Source organism: Acinetobacter schindleri CIP 107287 (assembly GCF_000368625.1).
Taxonomy (GTDB): Bacteria; Pseudomonadota; Gammaproteobacteria; order Pseudomonadales; family Moraxellaceae; genus Acinetobacter; species Acinetobacter schindleri.
The window spans coordinates 53,168-76,276 of sequence record NZ_KB849575.1; the positions used below are offsets into that span (position 1 = coordinate 53,168).

At 37.1% G+C, this 23,109-nt stretch carries 23 protein-coding genes; 9 read left to right on the forward strand and 14 right to left on the reverse strand.

Annotated features, from left to right (window positions below; all coding sequences use genetic code 11):
• Positions 1-115 precede the first annotated feature (115 nt).
• Together F955_RS03515 and F955_RS03520 are read left to right on the forward strand one after the other, a co-directional pair.
• Positions 116-1,081 (forward strand): phage/plasmid replication protein, II/X family, encoded by a 966-nt coding sequence (locus F955_RS03515; RefSeq protein WP_004891433.1) that lies wholly within the window; start codon positions 116-118, stop codon positions 1,079-1,081.
• A 93-nt stretch (positions 1,082-1,174) separates the two neighbouring features.
• The gene (locus F955_RS03520; RefSeq protein ID WP_004891435.1) at positions 1,175-1,387 is read left to right on the forward strand and encodes a helix-turn-helix transcriptional regulator; all 213 of its coding nucleotides are present in this window, start codon (positions 1,175-1,177) and stop codon (positions 1,385-1,387) included.
• 36 nt (positions 1,388-1,423) lie between these two features.
• Here the strand turns inward: F955_RS03520 and F955_RS03525 are convergent, their stop codons facing one another.
• The 8 genes from F955_RS03525 to F955_RS03565 all read right to left on the reverse strand — a co-directional run bounded on the left by F955_RS03525 (position 1,424) and on the right by F955_RS03565 (position 8,687).
• Positions 1,424-2,020: a recombinase family protein gene (locus tag F955_RS03525; RefSeq protein ID WP_004891438.1), complete on the reverse strand. Its 597-nt coding sequence runs from the start codon at positions 2,018-2,020 to the stop codon at positions 1,424-1,426.
• 208 nt (positions 2,021-2,228) lie between these two features.
• Positions 2,229-3,395: a 5'-methylthioadenosine/S-adenosylhomocysteine nucleosidase family protein gene (locus F955_RS03530; RefSeq protein ID WP_004891440.1), complete on the reverse strand. Its 1,167-nt coding sequence runs from the start codon at positions 3,393-3,395 to the stop codon at positions 2,229-2,231.
• Complete coding sequence (locus tag F955_RS03535; protein WP_004891443.1) at positions 3,376-3,840, reverse strand: DNA-binding transcriptional response regulator; 465 nt, start codon at positions 3,838-3,840, stop codon at positions 3,376-3,378. Before F955_RS03535 ends, F955_RS03530 begins: the two co-directional genes overlap by 20 nt.
• On the reverse strand, positions 3,833-4,309 hold the full coding sequence (locus F955_RS03540) for a hypothetical protein (RefSeq protein WP_004891444.1): 477 nt from the start codon (positions 4,307-4,309) through the stop codon (positions 3,833-3,835). Before F955_RS03540 ends, F955_RS03535 begins: the two co-directional genes overlap by 8 nt.
• Positions 4,310-4,615: 306 nt before the next feature.
• A complete protein-coding gene (locus tag F955_RS03545; protein ID WP_004994718.1) occupies positions 4,616-5,641 on the reverse strand; it encodes an IS30-like element ISAba125 family transposase in 1,026 nt (341 codons plus the stop codon).
• A 37-nt stretch (positions 5,642-5,678) separates the two neighbouring features.
• Positions 5,679-6,632 (reverse strand): hypothetical protein, encoded by a 954-nt coding sequence (locus F955_RS03550; protein ID WP_004891447.1) that lies wholly within the window; start codon positions 6,630-6,632, stop codon positions 5,679-5,681.
• An 85-nt stretch (positions 6,633-6,717) separates the two neighbouring features.
• Positions 6,718-7,531, reverse strand: a protein-coding gene (locus tag F955_RS16275) for an IS5 family transposase (RefSeq protein ID WP_100222412.1) whose coding sequence is annotated in 2 segments (ribosomal slippage) — positions 6,718-7,143 and positions 7,145-7,531 — 813 coding nt in all. Because the reading frame shifts where the segments join, the coding sequence is not laid out codon by codon here.
• Positions 7,532-7,535: 4 nt separating this feature from the next.
• Positions 7,536-8,687 carry a hypothetical protein gene (locus tag F955_RS03565; RefSeq protein ID WP_004891453.1) on the reverse strand — a complete coding sequence of 384 codons (1,152 nt, stop codon included), beginning with the start codon at positions 8,685-8,687 and terminating at the stop codon, positions 7,536-7,538.
• A gap of 133 nt (positions 8,688-8,820) precedes the next feature.
• Between F955_RS03565 and F955_RS03570 the strand changes: the two genes are divergently transcribed.
• The gene (locus F955_RS03570) at positions 8,821-9,252 is read left to right on the forward strand and encodes a hypothetical protein (protein WP_004891454.1); all 432 of its coding nucleotides are present in this window, start codon (positions 8,821-8,823) and stop codon (positions 9,250-9,252) included.
• A gap of 320 nt (positions 9,253-9,572) precedes the next feature.
• Here F955_RS03570 and F955_RS03575 read toward each other — a convergent pair whose 3' ends face one another.
• A complete protein-coding gene (locus F955_RS03575) occupies positions 9,573-10,025 on the reverse strand; it encodes a hypothetical protein (RefSeq protein WP_004891457.1) in 453 nt (150 codons plus the stop codon).
• 181 nt (positions 10,026-10,206) lie between these two features.
• Between F955_RS03575 and F955_RS03580 the strand changes: the two genes are divergently transcribed.
• Positions 10,207-10,629, forward strand: a complete 423-nt coding sequence (locus F955_RS03580) for an RcnB family protein (protein ID WP_004891459.1) — start codon at positions 10,207-10,209, stop codon at positions 10,627-10,629.
• Between the two features lie 215 nt (positions 10,630-10,844).
• Here the strand turns inward: F955_RS03580 and F955_RS03585 are convergent, their stop codons facing one another.
• Positions 10,845-11,339 (reverse strand): phosphate-starvation-inducible protein PsiE, encoded by a 495-nt coding sequence (locus tag F955_RS03585; RefSeq protein ID WP_004891463.1) that lies wholly within the window; start codon positions 11,337-11,339, stop codon positions 10,845-10,847.
• A gap of 181 nt (positions 11,340-11,520) precedes the next feature.
• Here F955_RS03585 and F955_RS03590 point away from each other — a divergent pair, with 181 nt between their 5' ends.
• Complete coding sequence (locus tag F955_RS03590; RefSeq protein ID WP_004891465.1) at positions 11,521-11,727, forward strand: hypothetical protein; 207 nt, start codon at positions 11,521-11,523, stop codon at positions 11,725-11,727.
• 54 nt (positions 11,728-11,781) lie between these two features.
• Here the strand turns inward: F955_RS03590 and F955_RS03595 are convergent, their stop codons facing one another.
• The 3 genes from F955_RS03595 to F955_RS03605 form a co-directional block, all read right to left on the reverse strand.
• Positions 11,782-13,563 carry an acyl-CoA dehydrogenase C-terminal domain-containing protein gene (locus F955_RS03595; RefSeq protein WP_004891467.1) on the reverse strand — a complete coding sequence of 594 codons (1,782 nt, stop codon included), beginning with the start codon at positions 13,561-13,563 and terminating at the stop codon, positions 11,782-11,784.
• Between the two features lie 170 nt (positions 13,564-13,733).
• The gene (locus F955_RS03600; protein ID WP_004891469.1) at positions 13,734-15,536 is read right to left on the reverse strand and encodes an acyl-CoA dehydrogenase C-terminal domain-containing protein; all 1,803 of its coding nucleotides are present in this window, start codon (positions 15,534-15,536) and stop codon (positions 13,734-13,736) included.
• A gap of 328 nt (positions 15,537-15,864) precedes the next feature.
• Entirely contained in the window at positions 15,865-16,494 is a 630-nt protein-coding gene (locus F955_RS03605) for a hypothetical protein (RefSeq protein ID WP_004891471.1), read from the reverse strand.
• 136 nt (positions 16,495-16,630) lie between these two features.
• Between F955_RS03605 and baeS the strand changes: the two genes are divergently transcribed.
• From baeS to F955_RS03625, 4 genes are all read left to right on the forward strand, one after another.
• The gene (baeS, locus tag F955_RS03610; protein WP_004891474.1) at positions 16,631-18,286 is read left to right on the forward strand and encodes a sensor histidine kinase efflux regulator BaeS; all 1,656 of its coding nucleotides are present in this window, start codon (positions 16,631-16,633) and stop codon (positions 18,284-18,286) included.
• 12 nt (positions 18,287-18,298) lie between these two features.
• On the forward strand, positions 18,299-18,985 hold the full coding sequence (locus tag F955_RS03615) for a response regulator (protein ID WP_004891477.1): 687 nt from the start codon (positions 18,299-18,301) through the stop codon (positions 18,983-18,985).
• A gap of 293 nt (positions 18,986-19,278) precedes the next feature.
• Positions 19,279-20,634 carry an amino acid permease gene (locus F955_RS03620; protein WP_004891479.1) on the forward strand — a complete coding sequence of 452 codons (1,356 nt, stop codon included), beginning with the start codon at positions 19,279-19,281 and terminating at the stop codon, positions 20,632-20,634.
• 429 nt (positions 20,635-21,063) lie between these two features.
• Positions 21,064-22,746: a carboxypeptidase regulatory-like domain-containing protein gene (locus tag F955_RS03625; RefSeq protein ID WP_004891481.1), complete on the forward strand. Its 1,683-nt coding sequence runs from the start codon at positions 21,064-21,066 to the stop codon at positions 22,744-22,746.
• A 133-nt stretch (positions 22,747-22,879) separates the two neighbouring features.
• Here F955_RS03625 and F955_RS03630 read toward each other — a convergent pair.
• Positions 22,880-23,109, reverse strand: a 230-nt coding sequence (locus tag F955_RS03630; protein ID WP_004891482.1) for a hypothetical protein, incomplete at its 5' end; no start/stop codon positions are given.

Consider the following 23,109-nt stretch of genomic DNA (forward strand, 5'->3'; position numbering starts at 1 on the left):
GACAATTGTTTAATTTTTTAAAATACTATTTTAATTTTGAATCCATAATTTTTTTATTGGGTTCTATTTTTTGTTCCTAATTTGGAAAAATTATAAAAAAAAAGGAGATTTTGATATGAAGAAAAATAATAATTATGAAATAGATTGGATTGATTTTGATTTATTTGTTGATGGGAATGCAGAGAAAATTACAGAGGGTTCAATCTTGTATACAACTTTGCATTTAGATACAGTCGATGACGTTTATAAATTGTCTGATCAAAATTGTCAGATAAAATTTAAGCCTAAAATTATATCATCTGATAAAGGTAAAACTGTTACTTTGACATACAAAAAAGATTATATTCATGTTTCAGGAAATATTTATAAGTGGTTGAAATCACAAAATGTTACTGGTGAAAAAAATTTAGTTAATTTGATTGTGGAATTTGTTAATGTTTTAAAGTCTAAAGATTTGATTTCTTTTTCAGAAGAACAGTTTAAGAATATCAAGAATGGGAATTTCAGAGTATATCGAGTTGATGTGAAACTTGATTATATTTTTGCATCTAAGCAAGATGCTTTAAGATATTTAAATAATGTACAAATGCTTGGTTATTTTCCTTATAAGGCTAAACAACTATATAAAAATGGCTGTTATTTCGGTATGAGTAGTAAAACTAGATGGAGTTTAAAGTATTATCACAAAGGAAATGAGTTGAGAGAAAAAAATCAAAGATTTTCTATAGAGCCAAAAATTTATGAAATTGCTGAAAGAATGGTTAGAGCAGAGTGTAAAATTCTAAATGCTCAACTTAAAGACTGGAATTTGATGTATGCAAGCCAATGGAATGATTTAGAAAAAATAAGAAGAATGTTCGATGATGTATTTTCTAAATTAAAGCTTCCCAATGTTGATAAGAGAAATAATATTCTAGATATAGAAAATAAATCTGATAGAAAATTTATAACACTTTATGAAGAAGGCTGTATTTCAGATTATTATTCTAGGACAATGATTCATTTAAAGAAGAAAAAAATTTTAAATGAGTATGGTATAGACTTAAATATAAAAAATGAACAAAGAAAGCTACTAAAATGAAAATAATCATAAGTGATAGAAATATTGATAAATCTAAAGCAAATCTAGAATTAAGAATAATAAGAAATATAAAAGAAAAAAAGGGGGAAGAAAATGATAGAAATGAAGAAATTAAGACTAACAAAAAAAGAAGTGTGTTACATGTTGTCTATAAAACAAGATAAATTGATTAAATTAATTAATAATGATGAAAAATTTCCTCGTCCAATTAAGGATGGAACTAATAGACAATCCGCCGTATATTTTGATGCTAAGGCAGTAGAACTTTGGTGGTATAATAAAACCAATCAATCAATAACACAATGATTTTAAAGGCGATACTTTTGTATCGCTTTTTTTTTACTAATTTTTTAGAACTCTATACACAGTTGCTATTGCACACTCGACGGCTTTTGCAATTTCTTCTTTTGTTAGCCCTTTAATATTTAGCTCTTTAATTCTTCGATGCTTTTCTAAGTTCGCCTTTTTTCCAGTTGGAATGTAGCCACTTCTCATTAAACCTTGCTTAATGCGTTCTCTGCGTTTGTCATTATCTAATCTAGCCATAGTGGCTAGGAGATCAATCAGCATATTATTAATAAGAGTTAGAATTGAGCTAGTGATACTTTCATCTTGTGCAACTAGCATATGTGTAGTGGGTAAATCAGCAACTATTAATCTTAATCCCTTTTCTTTGATACGATTCTTCAGTATTTCAAAATCATTTTGAGAAAGCCGTGATAAGCGGTCTACACTTTCGATTAATAAAATATCTCCATTGGATGATTCTTCAAGTAATTTGTTTAGAATTGGGCGTTCCAACTTAGTACCTGACTCATTCTCAATATATTGTATTAGGTCACTTTCAATATGATTTTTTGCAAATTTTTTCAAGTCATCTAATACACGTTCTGCATCTTGTTCTTTCGTACTTGCTCTTACATAAATTCTAACAGTCATTATTATTTACCTATTAACTTGCAACGAAAATGATAAATTAATAATTTAATTCCTGCCAGGAACTCTTTTGATAAAAAAATAAGGCTTTTAAGAAATTATTTTAAAGGTATAGTCAAATAATAAAGAACTAGTATGTTTGCTAGAATGTGGAGTTGTTATTTTAAAAGTACAAATGGCTCTAGAGGTTTAGAACCATTTGTTAATTTTATCAAAGAAGTACTTTAATAATTTCAATGGTTGTTTTTGCAGATACTAGACACGCTATTCTATGGAAGTCATCATTTTTTCCTGGTGTCCCATTATCAACAACTGCTTTGGCACTAAAAAACATTGGTTTAAAATCTGTTAATCTTGCCGCTTCATAAAGAGCATATGATTCCATTTCAAATGCTGCAATTTTTCTATGTTGCATATTTATAATCTTATTAAAATTTTCATCTGCAACTACTGCACTACCACTAGATAAAATACCTAATTTAATGGAAGTGCTAATTTTTTCAAGATGTTGAGGTATTTCAGATCTATTAGGGGAAATATCACTAAGGATATGATTAACAAATCCCTCTCTAGAAATTAATTCTTTGATCTTTAATTTCACTGTATGATCAAGCTGAATTGAGTAGGGTTCAGGTGTAAATCCATCTGCAGTCCATTTACCAGAATCATGTTGGTAACATAGTTCGGGAATAGTAATATCATAAATTTCTGCTTCCCCCTCTATTCCTGCACAAATTCCACTCATTGCAATCAGCTTAGGTTTGAATATCTGTAATGCCATAGTTGAAGTAATAGCTGCATCAACTAATCCCATCCTTGGGCAAGTAATTACTAATCCTTTGTGGCTGTCTAGTTTAATATCTAAACAGTCTAGACCTTGAATTGATTTAGATTCAGAAATGTCTAGACCTATACTTCTATATGCATTGGTTTCTTTTGGTAAAGCACATACAATAACAAAATCATATTTGGGTGGGGGGAGATTATCTATTAAGCGCTGTAGAAGTGGTTTTCTCCAAGCTTCTTTTTCACAAGAAAAAGTTATTACATTGATATTATGACTATTTAATTCTTCAAAATTATCAATAGCAACGGCATCAAACTGTGTTAGAGCAAGTACAGGAGTCCTAATATTTGGACAATCTTCATCTCTTAAGTCATATATAATCGATCCACTTAAATCGATTGGGTCACTTTGAGGATGTGTAGGTACAATTAAATCAATAATAATTAGATCATAAATTTCACGCTCTAACTTTTTGATAAAATTAGTACGATCTTCAGAACGATCAATTTTTATGTCAGGGTTAAAATTTAAAATTTCTTCTGAAATTAAATTAAATTTATGGGTTTCATCTTCAAGAATTAAAATTTTCATACGATTGTAAAAGCTCTTTGAGGTCTTCTTTCCATGTTGTTGTATCTTCTGAATATTGTATACATCCTAACACGGTACAATCTAGCAAATCTTTAATATTGGAAGAGGCAAGATCAATAGGAAAATATTCACCACATATTTCAACATCAGGATATTGAGTCAGAACGATACAATCATCTTTACGATCTAAATATTGAATTTCAAGAATTACTTGTAAGCCTCCATTCAGCAAGCTTATTGGAGAACCTGTTCCTGATTCTATAGGATGGCTTGGTATTGCCATATCAACTAATATTAAGTGAAAAATAGATTCATTGATTAGGGTTATAGCATTTTGAAGGTTTGTAGCTACTACAATATTAATATTTACCATATTAGCATAGAGAAAATCCTTTAAACTTTTTAATTTAAAACTATCATCCTCTACAATTAAAATATCAAACATTATGTAATACCTTATATGAGAATATTATATTTACTTTGCGGTTTGAACATTCAATTTTTTCAATTACGAAATTATTGTCATATTTCATAAGATGGTATAGTTTTTTTATTCCGCTTCGATCTTCAGATAATTGTGCATTATCAATGTCCATTTCTTGATCGACTTGGAGTCTGCTATTGATATAATCTTCGTTGTCGCTATCTTTTATATCAGAGCTAACAGAAACTATAATTTTATAATTTGATGGATCAATTGTATAGAATTTTTCTAAATGGCTAGTTGGTTTTCCATGTTTCGCTGCATTATAGATAATCACATATAATGCATCATATATAACATGATACGCTCCACCAAATAACTCGAAATCGAATTGATTATCTCCATCTATATCTTTGAACAAAGGAAACGTGTCTCTGACTTCTTCAATAACAGCTTTAAAAAGAAGTGATAAACTTGCTTTAGGAGCCACTGAATGAGGTCTTTTGAACCATTCATATATAGAAATAAATTTATCATTAATTGTTCTATGTAACTCTAATGTAAAACTAGTTGTTAGTTCTTTAATTCTTTGATTTTGATTGATTTTTAATTGTTCTATTTTTGTTTTATTTAATATTTCATTTTTTTGATTTTTAAGAAAATCATTAATATTTCTTAAATCAATTACGATTAAGCGCCAGCAATATTCAACAATAACGGTACTTAAAGTACTAGTGCCATTTTTTGAAATAAATTCAGAAATTATATTCTTGGCACAAGCGTAAGCAAGGCGAATTCAAACATGAGGTGCGACAGTTTCAAAAGCCATATGATAATCAACAAGCTGAGCAAATTTCTCTAATGGTGTAAGCCAATCTAACGCCTTTCTAGGACGAGTATTCAGTGACATGGCAACTTGATTTAAATAATGCTGATCTGCCTGATTTAAATCAATCCCTTTAGGTAAATATTGCCTAATTAAACCATTCATATTTTCGCATGTGCCTTTTTGCCAAGGTGAATGTGGGTCACAGAAATATACATCTATGCCTAAATCTTCTTCGAGTATTTTATGTTCTGACATCTCGCGTCCACGGTCATAGGTCAACGTTTTACGCAGTTCTGCAGGTAAATATTTCAGAGCTTCAGTTAAAGCCTTGCGCACTGATTCTGCCTTTGCATCAGGTAATGTTGCCAAGATACAGAGCCGTGTATTTCGTTCAATAAGTGTTGCTATCGAACTTTTATTGTCTTTACCTTTAATTAAATCAGCTTCCCAATGACCCGGTATTTTTCTTTCTTGAACTTCGGCTGGGCGCTCATGAATAGTTTTAATATCCTGTAATATAGAATCTTTTTTAGGTTCACCGTTAGCTTTTCGCTTTTTATTTTCATGACGCAGACAGGATAATAAGTCTTTTTTCAACTCACCCTTTGGTAATGCTCGTATCGTTGAATAAATCGTTGTATGGCTTACATTCATTGTTTGATCCAAATCAGGAAATGTCTTTAAACGCTTTGCTATTTGCTGAGGAGACCATAAACAACGGATCGCTTCAACAATAAATTTCCAGAGGATTGAATCGATTTTGAGTTTTCTGTGACCACGTCTACGTCTAGCGAAGGTGTTATCAGAAGCATATCGAGCTTGATAAACGTCATTGATGCTATTTCTTTTAAGCTCACGATAGATCGTACTAGGATGTCTTTTAATGAGTTCAGCAAATTTTCTGGCTGAAAAGCCTTCTTTTCTTGACTCAAGCATTAATGCAGTACGATCTTCAAAGTTAAGATGATGGTATGACAATTTTATATACTCCATAAACCCTTTAAATTAATTAGGTGGTTTATGTCGCACTTCAAGTTTTACTCTGCCCAACATCTGTTTTACTAGGAGAATTTAGGTCAGTTTGTATTAAACCATCTTTATTTTTGGTGGATTGAATATGTAAATTATGTCGAATGATATTATCAATTGTTTTCTCATATTCATTTTTCCAAATTTTCCATTGGGTTAGAAAGGAAGGGTCGGACAGAAGAACTTCGTATTGTTCCTCTAAAGGGATAATTACATTTGAAAACAAATGTCCTTTAAAAGTACCATGTCTAATTCTCCGACCAAGATATGATGAAATTCCAAATATTTTATTACTACAAAATTCAAAGTATGCTTTTTCTATTAGTAATAATAATTGAGGAGAGTCATAATAATCTAATAAACCATTTTGGCTCAAACTTGATAAACAGCTATTAAACTCCCTTAATATATCATCGCATATCCATTCATTAAATCTAAAAGAATCGACATAAATTCTGTTGTCATCAATTTCATTTCTTATTCTATTAATTTGATGATCAATTAGAAGGGTTCTTGCTCTATCATTATATTGTCTGTCACCTGTAAAATCACCCATCCAAGTATGTAGATCTGCTCTTGTTTCAGTTATTTTTAAAGTTGTAGGAATAATTTGAGACATTGTTGCAATGAAATCTTCTGTGCATAATTCATAAGTATACTCAGCCACAGCTTTTGATTTTGTCGATAAGTATTTTACAAAGTCGACTAAATTGCTATTAAATCTTTCAATAGTAATTTTTTGAATATATTTTTTTAGTCGATGATTATCTTTTTCATTTCTACTTTTTTTACCTATAAGGAGATAAAAAATGATCTGTGATTCTAGACAGTCCGTTTTTTCTGCTGCCATTCTTAAGTATTTTTGATCTACTGTCCGTGATAGATCTTGGGTTCTTCCCATTAAATTATATAAACTTGATAATGAGATTATTACATTACCTTCATTTTTCATCATAATGTGATTAAAAATTGAAGAGCGTGTTATAGATCCAGATTCTTCTAGGATTTTTAAATCTAAATAATTAGATCTCTTGCGAAAGTTAATTTAAGAGCGTCCAGTTCACCATTCCAGCAATTAAATTCATTCTTAGACCAAATCGTTTCCGTCTATTTCTATAGCGTTCTGTTAATATCCGAAAATATTTAAGTTTGCCGTTGATATGTTCAATTGTGATCCTACGCCGACTGATTTCTTGGTTGATCTGTTTTGCTATTTTGGGTAATGATAAATTCTTAGGTTTCTTGATTGGAATGAGTAACTTACTCTTAATCTGATGAAATCCTTTATAGGCTAAATCTGCCATAATACAAGGATAAATGATCATCTCCTTAAAATACTTACGCGCAATCGTCAGATCATGTTTTCTGCCACTTTCGACCTGTATACTTACAATTTGCTTTAGTCTTGGGTTAAAAATGACCTGTGTTTTTAGCGTATGTTTCTTCTTTTTACCACTATAGAATTTTCTTTGTTTTTTTGGGATGCTCAATCTGTGACTCAGTGACATCAACGATCACATAATCCCCCTCACTAAACTTTTGATTCCTTTTAGGCAATGCGAAAATCCGTGATTGAATCAGAGCATTTTCAACTTTATGAATAGTACGATTCACATTGCTTTCAGCTAGGTTATAGTCAGCGGATAACTCAATTTGAGTTCTATAACAGCGTAAGTAATTTAAAGTTAACAACAATTGATCCTCTAAACACAACGAATGAGGTCTTCCAGATTTTTTCTTGGCAAGTTCAGCGTGTTGTAACACCGATACCATTTTTAAGAATAATGGACGAGGAACTCCAACGAGTCGTTTAAATTCCCCATCATTAAATCGAGTTAAATTTTCATATTTCATGGGGCTAGTATAAACAATTTTTTACTTTCGCAAGAGATCTATTATGTTTCGTCAAACTTTGGGAAATGGATAGTTCATCTAAACTTAAATTAGCTATCCATTCATTTATTATATGTAGTCGTTCTTTAATTTCTATTTTTCCCATGGATTCACTATAGAAATTGTCATTTAAAATTCTATATTTATAAATATCATCGATCTCATACCATGCACTGGAATGTTTGTAAAATATATCTTCACTATCTGTTTCGTAATTATTTATATAGAATTTCGCTAAGTCATTTAAATCTATGGATGGGTTTTCTATTGATATAACATTCTCAATAGTATCTAGATCTTTTAAATTTAGAAAATTATTGTTATATTTTAAAAAAAACAAACCATCAATTAAAGAGCTTTGTATATTGCTTAATAGTTTTTCATTTATTTCTTCAAGATTGTGGCTTTGTAAATATGTGAATGGTATTTCTGATATGTGTTTGCAAAACAAGCTTTTTTCATGTCTATTAATTATAGATTTTTTAAGTCCTAAATAATCTATATCGATTTGATAGCATTGCTGTAATGAGCTAATAATTAAATTTCGACCTGTAGAATTGTATTCACTAATAAATTTTTGAACAAAATTTAGATTATTTTTATCATTATTTAATTCTTTTATTAGAAGAATTTTCCTTAATAAAAAATGACTATAACCAAATTTCTGGTAAATTTTTTCAATTTCAGAATCAGATTCTTTATACTTTTTGGTTATAATTAATTTATTTAAACCATCTATTTTTTTAAAAAAATCATTTAACTTGTTTTTATTTTGTAATGCTAATAGTTCTACGATCTTTACTTGTTTTTTAAACTCAATACATTTTAGGCGTTGAAAATCATCATAAACTTGGGCAGTAGTGGGGAAGTGATCAGGAATAACTTTTCTTTCATAATCTTCAATCTTAGTTAGAGCATTATAAATTTTTACTAAATCTTTGTACTGATAAAGTTTTCTAAACTTATTTAAAACTTTAATTTGATCTTGGTTTGGATCAAAGAGAATCGGTCGTAAAAGATTGCGAGAGGCAACATCTAATTTCTTAAAGTTCTGAAGAAACTCTGATTGATTAATTGTCATTTTTTTAATATTAAAGTGATTGGTATTTGTATTCATCTATCTTTTCCGCCCCCTTGATTGAGCTAAAGATTTTACTGCTAATTTGATTTAATTTCATTCACTTTTAATTGGGCTTAGGTCAATAATTTGCATCCTTGATTAATCCAATTTTATTAGATAAGGAAACACAATGAAGTTAAAAGATGCGTTTGACTATATCCTTGATAAAAATAATGCTTTAAGGGATTTCAATGCATACATGATAGGGGTGGCATATGATGGCGATGATTCTTTTTTATTCGTAAATCTGACCATAGATGATGAAGTAATAGAAAAGAATACGCTTTACTACCATACTCATGTTACAAGTGGAAAAATTCGAAGTTCAGAGGGAGTAGAGGATTTTTACTGTGCAGAGACTATTGAAGAATTAATTGTTCAATTACCCTTGATTGCTTCTGATTTAAGCTATCATGTTTATAAGCTAAAAGAGGATGTCTTAGAGCTAAGTAGTGAATATGCGTTAAAAGCACTTTTTCCTAGGCTACCTAACCCTGACTTTCACGATCTTGATGACTTTAAAGTAGAAGCTATTAAGTTGGTATCTGCGCTTAATCATTAAGATTTTAGGATTGTTTTTTATTTAAGTTATTGTAATAGCAGGGTTTCTAAGTTTTAAAATGAGTACCTTAGTGAGTACCTTTTACTTTTTTAATTTTAATAAGTTTAATTAAAACAATTAGATATTCATATAAATTGATCCCGACCCTCGGACCAAAATTCTAAAAAATCCCAAGCATATTCAGTCTTGGGGTTTTTTATTGCCTGATATTTTATTTAACTATTTTAATTCCTTTAATTTCAGTAACTAAAGTGTTAAATGAATTCTTTGCTATAAAAAAATCCCTCTAAATTTAGAGGGATTTTTTTATTTCAAAAGCTTTAGGGTGCAGGATTTGGTGGAACCAGTTTATCCAAATCTTTATCGGACATCTGGTCGAGCTCAGCAATATCAGTTTTGATTTTCCATTGAGATTCATCATCCACCGGATTCGGCAGGCGTGCTTCTAACCAGTCACATACCACATCCGGCGGGAAATCTGCATGATTGCATTGAATCACCCAGCACAGGAAATCCTTCGCTTCACCATTCATATACGGAGGAGGGGATACTGGTAAAAACTGCGTCGGCAGGCGTTCATTCTTGGAAATATAATTCAGAACATGACTGAGTTCCTGTACAGTTTGCCAAGCCAGCGGATGGTCTACATCAATACGAAACTTGAACCACCATGCCTGCTTGCCATCAGATCCATAGCTATCAATCAGGTTTTTTTGAACACTTGGGACTTTACAGAAATATTCATATAAACGATCAAAACTTAAATCGGACACGATGTTGGACTCAAAATTCGGAAAATCAAAGTTTAGCACAAAGCATGCACGCAGCACCTGAGCCGCAGCACAAATGTCTTTTCACTATCGGCTGTAAAACCTTGTGGTATAACTGGATAAATTCATATTTCCTCCGTAAATTCTGTATAAAATATAGGCAAACCTATCAAAGGAAGTTCCTATGAAAATCATCTTGTCCAGCGCCTGTCTAGCTGCACTATTATTTGGAGCTTCTGTCCCAGCTGTAGCAGGAAATAACTGGGCCGGCTATACCAGCAAAGAGACTTATAAACGCCCGCAGCACCCACGCCCACCACAGCAGCATTATCCGCAGCGTCCGCGACCGCCTGCACATCATTATCCGAATCAGTGGGGCCATCCACCGATTCAAAATGGGGTGAGTATTCGTTATCAGGCACCGACCACTGTTTATCAAAACTCGACCAGCTATAGCTGGGTAAATGGCGATCCGAACGTGGCACATATTGAAAGCTCACGTTATGTACTGATCAATGACTGGCGCCGTTTGGGTCTGCCTGATCCGCCTACTGGAATGCACTGGATCTATGAAAATGGACGTTATGTGTTGGTGAATAATCGTTAAACCGCCCTGAATGAAGAGATACTGCGGTTATGCGTCAATAACTCAAAAAAACAAAATAATTTCCTCACCGGTGAGGAGAGGGCTAGGGAGAGGTGATCTGGAATAATATGTTTCTCAAATTCTAAATGAAATTGACACGTATACATTAAGTCCCTCTCTCTAACTCTCTCCCAAAGGAAGAGAGGATTCTTCAATACAGTTATGAATAAAACATTTTATGCCAACTCATCATCTTCAGGGCGAGGGGTCTTGCCTTGAGGAACTGGTTTTTCAGTATGTTTGTCTCGGATAATTGATGGATAGTTCCAGGATGCATAACGCACAATTAAAATGGCGAAAGCCAAAATGAGGATAGAACCCGTAATAATCACTTGATCCATACTGGCTTTATGCGTGTGTTGAATATCAGAAATCAAGAGACGTGTCAGCGCAGTAATCGCAATGTAGATCAGGAATCGAACTGGCATATGATTGGTTTTAAAATAAATACCCACCATCGCGCCTAATTCCAGATAAATAAATAACAGCAGAATGTCATCAATACTGGCAAATTTTTTGACTGTCAAAATGTCGATGACGGTATGACCGGCAGACCAGATCACCATACAGCCAATAATGAACAGGGCGAGATAATGAAAACTTTCTACGGCAAGATTACCGCCGCGGTCGAGGAGGGCTTCTATTTTCTTGGCTTTGGAATTAGGTTTCATCACTATGTCCTCCTGATTAAAAATAAATGATTTATAAATCTTAGGAAATTTTCTGCAAATTTCATGCAAAGAAAATGAAAATATGGAAAATAAAAATGTAAAAAGATGAAAAAGTGTACTTTTTTCATACCAAATTGCTATATTGTAGAAGTTATACATCGAATAATGAGGGAGAAAAAAGATGTTAGAAAAAATCCAAAATAAGATTAATCAATTAGAAACAGGCAAAAAATTAATTCTGGGTACAGGGATTAAAAGTGATGACATGCAGAAAGTATTAGAGTTGTGTGAATCTTTGCAGTCTGAAGGGGAAATCCGAATTGTGAACAAGCATCTGAATCCTAAGGTGGCCAATCAGCCAGATACGATTCTGATCGAAAAAGTTTAAAAGCATAATAAAAAAACGCCTGCAATTGCAGGCGTTTTTTATGGCTTAAATATTTTAAGACTGAGTTGTGAAGTATTCTTCAGAGAACTGTGTTAATGCTTCTGAACCTGCTTTGACTTTAGTAATACGCAGTGCCAGTTCAGGCAGAATGCGTTGTACGAAATAACGAGCAAGACCCAGTTTGTTCTGATAGAACTCACCTTGTTTATCTTTCGCAGCATGGGCAATGCGCGCGAACATATAAGAGAAGCTCAACAGGCCTACTGCATGCAGGTAATCTACTGCTGCACCATTCGCATATTCTGGATTTTCTTTCGCAGCTTCAATAATATGCTGGGTTACTGCTTCAACTTCTGCAGCCGCATCAAGGGTCGCATCTTTAATGAAGTTCAGGTCAGCATCCAGTGCATTGGTAAAATCACGGATTTCCTGAATGTATTCAGCAATAAATTCACCATTACATTTAATGGTCTTACGGCCAATCAAGTCTTGTGATTGAACACCGTTAGTTCCTTCGTAAATCTGTGAAATACGTAAATCACGGATACACTGTTCCATACCCCATTCACGAATATAACCATGACCACCGAAGACCATTTGTGCATCAAGTGTTGCATTGAAGGCTGTATCAGTCAGATACGCTTTCGCGATCGGTGTTAACAGTGCAACACGATCATTGGCTTTCTTGATTGCTTCTGCATCAGTCGAGAACTTGGTGATGTCAAGCTGTTGACCAACGTACACAGCGAATGCACGAGAGGCTTCATTGTTTGCACGCACATTTAAAAGCATACGACGGACATCGCCATGTACTAGAATGCTGTCTGCTGGTTTGTTTGGAGACTGAACGCCAGAAGCACTACGGCCTTGCAGACGATCTGTCGCATATTGTGCCGCATTTTGGTAAGCGAATTCAGAAGCGCCTAGGCCCTGGATACCCATAGACAGACGTTCATAGTTCATCATTACGAACATGGCTGCCAGACCTTCGTTTTCTTTACCTACCAGATAACCTTTGGCACCGTCGAAGTTCATGACACAAGTGGCAGATGCTTTGATCCCCATTTTGTGTTCAATCGAACCTGGACCTACCGGATTACGTTCGCCCATCGAACCATCTTCATTCACAAGGAATTTAGGCACGATGAACAGGGAAATACCGCGAGAGCCCGCAGGCGCATCCGGTGTTTTTGCCAATACCAGGTGAATAATGTTTTCAGCCAGGTCGTGGTCACCACCAGTAATGAAGATTTTGGTACCGGTAATGCTGTAAGTACCATCACCATTGCGTTCAGCTTTGGTTTTGATGATACCGAGGTCAGTACCCGCATGTGGTTCGGTTAGACACATGGTACCTGACCATTCGCCAGAATAGATTTTTGGTAGGTAAGTTTCTTTTTGCGCTTGAGAACCATAGCTGTTCAATGCCATACCCGCACCGACAGACAGCAATGGATACAGCATGAAAGAGGGGTTAGTAGCGAAAAGCATTTCATCTGACAGAACGGTCAGCATTTTTGGCATTTCCTGACCGCCCCATTCAGCATCAGCACCAAGGCCAATCCAGCCGCCTTCAGCATATTGTTTGAATGCTTCTTTAAAGCCTACAGGTGTGGTCACAGCGCCATTTTCATATTTCGCGCCTTCTTCATCACCGGTACGGTTCAATGGAAGGGTGACGTTCTGCGCAAATTTAGCCATTTCTTCAAGAATTGCTTCTGCTGTTGCAGCGTCTAAATGGGCTAAATTTTCATTGGCTTGCCAGAATTGTTCAGCATTGAATACATCGTTCAGGATGAATTTCATATCGGCAAGTGGCGCGTTATAAATTGGCATAGTGGGTCACCTGTTTCTTGTTTGAATCGATTGATTTTGAGTCAGTCTAATGCATTAAAAATCTTATTATTAGACGACTAAAGGTTAATTCTGTAACGCTTTATAAAGAAAAAGGACGCTTTAAAAGTAACCGTCCTTTTCCTTGTTTCTGCATTTAAAATTGCATCAGCTTAGAATGCGAAATGTTCCGCATCCAGGCTCATTAACGGCTCTACACCAGTCGCAATCACGTCAACATGCGAGCGTACACGTGGCAGGATCTTCTTGAAGTAGAAGCGTGCAGTGGTTACTTTGGCATTGTAGAAGTCGACATCGGTAGTACCCGCAGCCAAGGCTTCTTGTGCAACCAGTGCCATACGAGCCCATAGGTAAGCAAGCGTTACATAGCCAGAGAAATACATGTAATCAACTGCCGCAGCACCGACTTCTTCAGGGTTTTGCATTGCACGCATACCAATTTGCATGGTCAAATCGCCCCATTCTTTGTTCAGCGCTGCAAGCGGTTCAACAAATTCTTGCATTGCTGCGTTGTCTTTGTTGGCTTCTGCGAATTTGTGAATGATCTTGGTGAAGTCTTTCAGCATCGCGCCTTGCGTACCCAGAACCTTACGACCTAACAAGTCAAGTGCTTGGATTTCAGTAGTACCTTCGTATAAGCAAGCAATACGTGTATCACGTACGATTTGCTCCATACCGTGCTCGGAAATAAAGCCGTGACCACCAAACACCTGTACACCGTGTTTTGCAGCTTCTGAACCGGTTTCGGTCAGGAAGGCTTTGGCAATTGGCGTCAATAAAGACAAGATGTTGTCAGAGAATTTACGATCTTCTTCAGTTGCACCTTGTTCAACGATATCTGCGTGTAGACTCAACAGATGCACTAGTGCGCGACCACCTTCTGCAAATGCTTTCTGCGTCAACAGCATGTTACGTACCGCAGGATGCACAATGATTGGATCTGCTTCTTTTTCAGGGGCTTTCGGGCCAGAAAGTGAACGCATTGCCACACGGTCTTTGGCATAAGCCAATGCACCTTGGAAAGAACCTTCAGATGCTGCAAGACCTTGAACGGCTGTACCAATACGCGCAGTGTTCATGAACGTGAACATGCAGTTTAGACCACGGTTTTCAGGGCCAATCAAGAAACCTTTCGCGTTATCAAAGTTGATCACACAAGTTGCGTTACCATGAATCCCCATTTTGTGTTCGATTGAACCGCAACGAACTGCGTTACGCTCCCCTAAAGAGCCATCTGCATTTACATTGAACTTTGGTACGATAAATAAAGAAATACCCTTAGTACCTTTAGGTGCGCCTGGTAAACGTGCCAATACGATGTGCACGATATTCTCTGCCATGTCATGTTCACCAGCAGAGATAAAGATTTTCTCGCCAGAAATTGCATAGCTACCGTCTGCTTGTGGTTCAGCTTTAGTACGGATAATACCTAAGTCAGAACCTGCATGAGATTCGGTTAAACACATGGTTCCGGTCCAGACACCTGATACCAGATTTGGCAGATAGGTATCTTTTTGTTCTTGAGAACCGTGGTGCTCAAGGGTACGTACCGCACCGTGAGATAGACCTGGGTACATGCCCCATGCCCAGTTTGCTGTACCTACCATTTCTGAAATCACGTTTCCTAAAGAAACAGGTAGACCTTGACCGCCATATTGCTCTTCAGCAGAAAGCGATGGGAAACCCAGTTCGATATATTTTTGATACGCTTCTTTAAAGCCGGTCGGCGTGGTGACTACACCATCGTTCCAGGTACAGCCTTCGCGGTCGCCCACCTGGTTTAAAGGAGATAATTCGTTTTCACAGAAGTCTGCAGCAGCTTCTAAATATTGGTCAACTAACTCACGGCTTACGTTTCCAGAGAATGCAGGGAGTTTTGCATAATGTTCTTCAGCATTTAATAATTCATGCAAAACAAATTGCATATCACGTAGTGGCGCTTTGTATTGTGGCATATCGGTTTCCTCAATACTGGTTTATACCAGCGTTATAATCCTGAATTAAATTGAAACGTGCCTTCATTGACACGTATTGACATGGTCTAATCGTGCAACATCTTCCTTGTTGGCACAAGCATTTCAAGGCTATTTCTTGGTGACTGTAAAGTCAAAGATAATTACCCTTGAAATCTTAAGTATATTGAGTGTAAACGTTTTTATAAAAAAATATCTGACACGAATGGTCAAAAACCTGCACACTTATATAGACTTAGTTCTAACAATCAACACGCATAAAAAAAGACACCCGGAAGTGCCTTTTTAACAATAAATTTGAAACGTTCAGTTAAGAAGTCTTAACGGCTGGTGCTTTAACTGGAGCATTTGGCTGGAAACGGACGTGACACTGACCATTAATGGTTTTTTCACCTATTTTGAGCTGTACAGCTGCGCCATCTTTTTTACCCTGACAGGCCTGAACAGCAGCTTTTTGCTGTGCCTGACGTTGAGCCAGACGCTGGTCGAACTGTTTTACCATTTCCGCACGTTGCGCATCAGTCAGTGCTTCACCACGGTTTAATGCTCCGCGAAAGTCACCACGCATTGGGCGATGTTCACCTTTCATACCACGGAACTCGCCACGCGCAGCTTTCATATCTTTACGGTCTGCTTTGAAAGAGATCTGACAAATACCGTCTACAGTTTTATCACCGGCTTTCACCTGAACTGTACTGCCAACAGCTTTGTTATCACAGGCCTGTTGCATTTGCTTATGCAGCTGCACACGTTGTGCACGCATTTGCTTGAACTGTTCGCGCTGTTCTGGAGTCAGATGACGACCTTTATGATCTTGTTGATGTTTCATCATTTGCGGATGATCTTCACTTGGTGCATGCTTGGTCGATTGACACGCGGTCAATGCCCCCATTGATAACACACTTGCACCCAGGACGATGATTTTTGTCATTGCTTTCATTGTATTTGTCTCCAAGCCACGAGCCTGATCTGTATGTTGCAAAGAATAAACAATAAAGATGAAGAAACAATGAAGAGTTTTTTCAGCTTGTGTTCGCTACAATAATGAATCTAGAGGAAAAACTGAGAATCTGCTTTTGAATATTCGCCGCATTCCGATTGCACTCCGGCTGTTTTTAACAGTGCTGTTTACCACCTTGGTGATTACCACGGTGAGTCTCGGTGTGCTTCATCTCAACATGCAGCGTAATTTCACTCGCTATGTTGCCGATGTGGAAATGCAGAAACTGGATCATGTCATTGAAAACCTGGCCGAAGTCTATGGCGTTTATAATGACTGGGGCAATGCAATTCAGGCTCAGATTCTACAGATCGAAGGTGAGGCAGCGCCGGATGATTATGACCGTCTGTCACGCTGGTGGTTACGTCGTCAGTATGATATTGCCTTACAGCAACGTTATTTTCAGGATCACACCTTAGCCAATGTAGCACCAAGCCTGATGGGCACAGATGCTGAACAACGTACTGTAAATGAGGAAGAACTGCGTGTATTGGCAGCAAATTTACCTTCGCAGTTTCAGCCTTTTGAAGGTTTAAAGTTCCCGCTGAGTTCTAATCAGAACCTGTTTAGAACCGATCGTAAAAATGGCTCGCAGTTAACAACACAGCCGCAAGCGGGTAAAAAACAGTTTATCCAGATGCCTGACCGTTTGGGTCTGAGCTCACGTCTATCGCTCTATGATGCCAAACGACGTTTTGTCGTGGGTGAACCTTCCGATGAGCAGATTTCTTATCGCCCGATTATGGTAGACGATAAAATTGTCGGTTATCTGGGGCTAAAACCGGTACTGGATCAGGAAGATGCATTAAGTATCAATTTCTTTAGTAATCAGAAACGTTACCTATTCCTGGTATATGGCCTCAGTATCCTGACCAGTCTGATCGCTGCACTCCTGTTAGCGACTTATTTCAAAAAGCCGATTCAACGCTTGTTGCAAGGTACACGTGAGTTAACCAAAGGTAATTATCAGCATCAGGTTAAAGTCAACCGCAATGATGAGCTGGGTGATTTATCCAATGAGTTAAATCAATTAGCTGTCATTCTCAATCAACATGAGACTTCACGTCGCCAATGGGTAGCGGATACCTCGCATGAGCTGAAAACACCACTAGCCGTGTTGCAGGCACAGATTGAAGCGATGCAGGATGGAATCCGTAAGCCAACCCCAGAACATTTTGCTTCGATGCTGGCACAGGTGACCAGCCTGAAAAAACTGACTCTAGATTTGGCAGCCCTGGCACAGGCTGATGCCCAGCAATTGCAGATGTATGTCAGTACGATTAATCCATGGGATGTGGTACAGCAGGAATTAATGAACTTCCATCCAAAGTTTGAACAGGCGCAATTAACTGTGACTGCGGAAGGTGAAGGCGCAGATGTAGAGCTGGATCTGGACCGCTTTAAACAGATCGTGGCTAATTTGCTGAGCAACAGTATTCGCTATACTGAAGCGGGTGGACAGGTACATATTCATACTGAACAGAATGACAAAGAATGGACCTTATATGTCGATGACAGTCCGTTTGGTCTGACCGATGAACAGCTGGCCCGAATAGGTGAACGTTTCTATCGTGTAGATGACTCGCGTACCCGTGCCACTGGTGGTACCGGACTGGGTTTGGCATTATCGTGTAAAATTACGCAAGCATTAGGTGGAAGTTTAAGCTTCGATCATTCGCCACTCGGTGGATTACGTTGCAAGCTGACTTTTCCTAAACAAATAAAATCATAAGGAAGTTTATTCATGAAACACATTATGCTGGTTGAAGACGAAGTCGAACTTGCACAATTGGTGCGAGACTATCTAGAAGCTGCTGGTTTTGAAGTCAGCATGTTTCATGATGGACAGGAAGCTTATAACAGTTTCACTCAACGTAAGCCGAGCCTGATGATTCTGGACCTGATGGTGCCACGTATGGATGGCCTGACCATCTGCCGTAAGGTGCGTGAGCAATCCGATCTACCGATTATTATGGTGACGGCACGTACTGAAGAAATTGACCGTGTACTCGGCCTGAATATGGGTGCAGATGACTACATCTGTAAACCATTTAGTCCGAAGGAACTGGTCGCGCGCGTGCAGGCAGTTCTACGCCGTCTGGATCGCAAAGCCGAACCGGAAAGCAATGATTTGTTCCGTATGGACAAATCACAACAGCGCATCTGGTATCAACAAAAAGCGCTGAACCTGACCCCAACAGAATTCCGTTTATTAGAACTGTTTTTGGAACATGTGGGTCAGGTGTATTCACGTGCGCAATTGCTGGATCATATTAACCCGGACAGCTTCGATGTGGCAGACCGTGTGATTGACAGTCATATCAAGAACCTGCGCCGCAAGATTTCCGAGGCTGCTGAAACGGGTAACCGTCATGAGTGGATTCAGGCAGTTTATGGTGTAGGTTACCGTTTTGAATATCCTGAGGACTAACTCTGGTTCAAGGAAATCACGAAAGCGAATAGATTTTCTCTATTCGCTTTTTTATTCACTAAAGAATACTGTGGTACGTTTTACTATAAAAATAGCGCGATAAAAGCAACTTAAATGGATAACTGAATTGGTGAGGAATAGGAGATCGATATTCGAGCACGTAAAAATTTAATGAAAGAAACCTTCTTAAATAAAAAATAAAAGTTTAAGAAGTAATCACTTAAATTTATGAGTTAGCTGATTGGCAATAGACTCGATACAATCCCATTTTTTATTCATCATGGGAATATGTTTTGGAGAGTGAAACACCGCAGCTTCAACGCCGTTTGAAGAATCGTCATATCCAGCTGATTGCCATGGGCGGTGCGATTGGTACCGGTCTATTTCTAGGCTCAGCTCATATTATTCAGTCTGCTGGTCCATCCATTATTTTGGGTTATCTGATTGGCGGTTTGATTGCTTTCCTGATTATGCGCCAACTCGGTGAAATGATTGTACATGAACCTGTAACCGGTTCATTTAGCTATTTCGCCTTTAAATATTGGGGGAAGTTTCCAGGATTTTTAACAGGCTGGAATTACTGGATTCTGTATATTCTGGTAGCGATGACTGAGCTGACTGCAGTTGGTAAATATATCAATTACTGGTGGCCAGAAATTCCGGCATGGGTTTCGGTTTTATTTTTCTTTATTCTGGTCACTGGCATGAATTTGACCAATGTAAAGATTTATGGCGAATCTGAATTCTGGTTATCAATGATAAAAGTCCTTGCGATTGTCGCGATGATTTTATTTGGGATTTATTTGCTGGTCACTGCTGATGTTGATTCTACTGCTTCAATAACGAACTTATGGGCACATGGCGGTTTCTTCCCGAATGGCTTTGAAGGACTGTTTTATATGCTGGCCTTTATGATGTTTGCATTTGGTGGGATTGAGCTGATCAGTATGGCTGCTGCGGAAACTGAAAATCCGGATCAGAATATTCCAAAAGCTGTAAATCAAACTGTAATTCGTGTATTTCTATTTTATATCTGTTCACTTGCAATTCTATTATCACTTGTGCCGTGGAATCAGCTGAATTTAGGTGATTTAGAGCATAGCCCGTTTGTGATGATTTTTAATCTGATGGGTATTGATTGGGCCGCCCACTTATTAAATTTTATTATTTTGACAGCCTCGCTATCGGTGTGTAATAGCGGGATGTATGCCAATAGCAGAATGCTATTAGGTCTGGCAGAGCAGGGTAATGCTCCAAAAGCCTTTAAGAAGGTGAATGCACGAGGAATTCCAGTGCCAGCGGTGCTATTCTCAGCATTACTGATTTTTGGCTGTGTTTTATTAAACTATTTTGTACCTGAAAAAGCACTAAGCTATCTAATTTACATTGTGGTGGCAGCAGCAGTACTGAACTGGATCATGATTACACTGATTCATCTTAAATTTAAGCAAGCCATTCGCCTCCAAACTGTACAAACTAAATTCCCTGCATTGTTTTCACCCCTGAGTAACTATCTGGTTTTAGTCTTTATGCTGACAGTGCTCTATATCATGTGGGATCAAGGTTTCATGTTGTCAGTGCTGATGCTGCCAGTGTGGATTGTAATATTATTTATTTTTTTCAAAATATTACAAGCCAAGAAAACTTAAATTTTTTATCCTTTTAAAAATGGGTTCATTAGAGCCCATTTTTATGTGCCTTTTTTCATGCTTTAGTAGAAAATAATAATGTGATTTATATTTGCTTGATTAATTGAAATTGGAATAAATTGATTTGTCTATATTCTATTTAAAACAAGGTTATAAAGTTTTTATTAAGAATAAATGTAGTAAATAATTAGAATTATTTTCATAAAAAATAAGTATTAAAAGATAATTTAATTGAGGGATTGATTGAATCAAAAAAAATAGAATTTTATATTAATAAATACTTTTTGAATAATTGGGTTTGAAATAATTTATATTTTTATTTTCTATGGATTTGTTATATATTTTTTAGGCTTCTTAATAATAAAAATAAATACCTATTAAAAGGCGAATTATAAGAATTAATTTATTATTTTAATAAGGATTTTACTCATGAAACTCAATATTATAGCAACAATGCTGCTTGCCTCTACGGGAATGATAATGACTGGCTGTGGTTCAGATTCAGGCAGTTCTGGTAGCTCTACACCACCATCTCAAACGACCCCGGAAGAAACCGTCACGCCAGCAAATGGAGTAGAACGATTAATCATTACCGATGCAAGTCATCTGGCGCTTGCAGATGCTGACATTCGAATTTTATCAGCTGCACAATGGAGTAATAACGTCACCAGTATTTCTGATAATAATACGGTTGATCACAGTCTCTTTGTCCAGTATGACCGTCTTCCGATGATTAATGATTTTTCCTCGGCACGAGAATATACAACAGACCATTTGGGTGTTTCTGGTTCAGTTCATTTAGCACCAGGTATTTACTATATTTTGGTCAGAAAGCATTCTGAAACTGCAATCGTGCCATTCATTATTCATCCGACAAATACCAATAAGGAATTGTCGATCAATGTGCCTTTGACTTGTAATAATGCTGAATGTGAAACGATTCATCCGGTAAATGAAGCAATTATTGGGACACTATCAGGGCAAGTTTTGGCGCAAGGTCAGCCTTTGGCAAATGCACAGGTTTCATTATCAGGTGGTGCCGCTACCAATGGCGCATTCGTTACAGCATTAACTGATGCGAAAGGATATTTCAGTCTAGCTTTTAATGTATCTGATGAGCTTGGCGATACCTTAAAAAATGCAACGCTTATGATCAGCGCACCCGGGTATATAAGTCTAACAAAGCAGGTTGCAGTGACGTCCTCTATTTCAGGGGGTAGTCAATTTACCTTGATACAAAATACTGAAGCTACGACCAGTATTTGGCAGGAAACTTTTGAAGAAGACTCTGCTACCCGAGATGAATGGGAAAATGCCTCTACAGTTGAAGAAACAAAATGGTCTTTACTGCAAAAAAATCACAAGATTATTAATAAAGATATGAATCGTTTAGTGACCTTGGCACCAGATGATAGCAGTAATGGCAAACTGCCAGATCCTGCTCAAGGCAATTATGCATATTGGTATGGCAATGGTGTTGCAGGTAGTTTCTTAAATAAAGAAGCCAGTCTTTTAACCGAGGAAGGGCAGCCAGTAGAAACAAGACTGAATGGTGGAACGTCAGCACAGGCGTATTATGGAACACTGACTTCACCAGTAATTGACCTGAGCACTACACAAAAACCAATCAGCTTAAGTTTTAAAACCTGGTGGGAAATTGAATCAGTAAATCCAAGTAGCAGAGGGTATGATGCCATGGATGTGGAAGTTTCAGTCAATGGAGGGGAATTTAAAAAACTGGCGCGATTAAATCCGCTGTCTGATCCGCAAACAGATTATAACCGCTGGTCAATTCCATTCTCAAACTTTGGCTTTAACCTTGCACCTCAATTTGCCCAGCAAGAAGCTATTTCTTTAGATGAATATGCGGGGCAATCCAATGTTAAAATCCGGTTTAAATTCGATACTGTCGATCAGTACTATAATGCATATCGTGGCTGGATTATTGATGACATTGTGATTCAAAACCAGCCTGGTACTTTCCCGCTTTATAGCGACAATGAGGAAGTAGATGACGAGGTTTCGATGTTTGTCGCAAAAGCAGCGAAAGCTTTAATGCAATCGGCATCGAGTTCCCGATGGATAGAAAATCCGCCAGAGCGTATTCAATAAAATAGCATGTAAATAAATCATATAAAAAAGCGAGCAGACTAATCTGCTCGCTTTAAATTTATAAGAAATTCAAAATGTTTTTTAGAAAAATATAAACCTTTCATCTATATCTTTCCGGTTGCTCCTAAATAACTTACCTGGAAGTGAAACGACCTCGGTCATCGCGTGGCGGGGTATTTCTTCCGCCTCGACCTCCCGAACGACCGCGATCGTCATCATCATCGTCATCACGGCTGCGACCACGGCCTCGACCGCCAGAATGACCGCGATCATCATCGTCGTCATCACGGCTGCGACTGCGTCCACGACCACCTGAGCGACCACGATCGTCATCATCATCGTCATCACGGCTGCGACCACGTC

Excerpts from the sequence above, each read along its gene's own strand:
- F955_RS03515 (WP_004891433.1), top strand. The coding sequence starts at position 116 with ATGAAGAAAAATAATAATTATGAAATAGATTGGATTGATTTTGATTTA.
- F955_RS03520 (WP_004891435.1), top strand. The coding sequence starts at position 1,175 with ATGATAGAAATGAAGAAATTAAGACTAACAAAAAAAGAAGTGTGTTAC.
- F955_RS03525 (WP_004891438.1), bottom strand. The coding sequence starts at position 2,020 with ATGACTGTTAGAATTTATGTAAGAGCAAGTACGAAAGAACAAGATGCA.
- F955_RS03530 (WP_004891440.1), bottom strand. The coding sequence starts at position 3,395 with ATGAAAATTTTAATTCTTGAAGATGAAACCCATAAATTTAATTTAATT.
- F955_RS03535 (WP_004891443.1), bottom strand. The coding sequence starts at position 3,840 with ATGTTTGATATTTTAATTGTAGAGGATGATAGTTTTAAATTAAAAAGT.
- F955_RS03545 (WP_004994718.1), bottom strand. The coding sequence starts at position 5,641 with ATGGAGTATATAAAATTGTCATACCATCATCTTAACTTTGAAGATCGT.
- F955_RS03550 (WP_004891447.1), bottom strand. The coding sequence starts at position 6,632 with ATGATGAAAAATGAAGGTAATGTAATAATCTCATTATCAAGTTTATAT.
- F955_RS03565 (WP_004891453.1), bottom strand. The coding sequence starts at position 8,687 with ATGAATACAAATACCAATCACTTTAATATTAAAAAAATGACAATTAAT.
- F955_RS03570 (WP_004891454.1), top strand. The coding sequence starts at position 8,821 with ATGAAGTTAAAAGATGCGTTTGACTATATCCTTGATAAAAATAATGCT.
- F955_RS03580 (WP_004891459.1), top strand. The coding sequence starts at position 10,207 with ATGAAAATCATCTTGTCCAGCGCCTGTCTAGCTGCACTATTATTTGGA.
- F955_RS03585 (WP_004891463.1), bottom strand. The coding sequence starts at position 11,339 with ATGAAACCTAATTCCAAAGCCAAGAAAATAGAAGCCCTCCTCGACCGC.
- F955_RS03590 (WP_004891465.1), top strand. The coding sequence starts at position 11,521 with ATGTTAGAAAAAATCCAAAATAAGATTAATCAATTAGAAACAGGCAAA.
- F955_RS03595 (WP_004891467.1), bottom strand. The coding sequence starts at position 13,563 with ATGCCAATTTATAACGCGCCACTTGCCGATATGAAATTCATCCTGAAC.
- F955_RS03600 (WP_004891469.1), bottom strand. The coding sequence starts at position 15,536 with ATGCCACAATACAAAGCGCCACTACGTGATATGCAATTTGTTTTGCAT.
- F955_RS03605 (WP_004891471.1), bottom strand. The coding sequence starts at position 16,494 with ATGAAAGCAATGACAAAAATCATCGTCCTGGGTGCAAGTGTGTTATCA.
- F955_RS03615 (WP_004891477.1), top strand. The coding sequence starts at position 18,299 with ATGAAACACATTATGCTGGTTGAAGACGAAGTCGAACTTGCACAATTG.
- F955_RS03625 (WP_004891481.1), top strand. The coding sequence starts at position 21,064 with ATGAAACTCAATATTATAGCAACAATGCTGCTTGCCTCTACGGGAATG.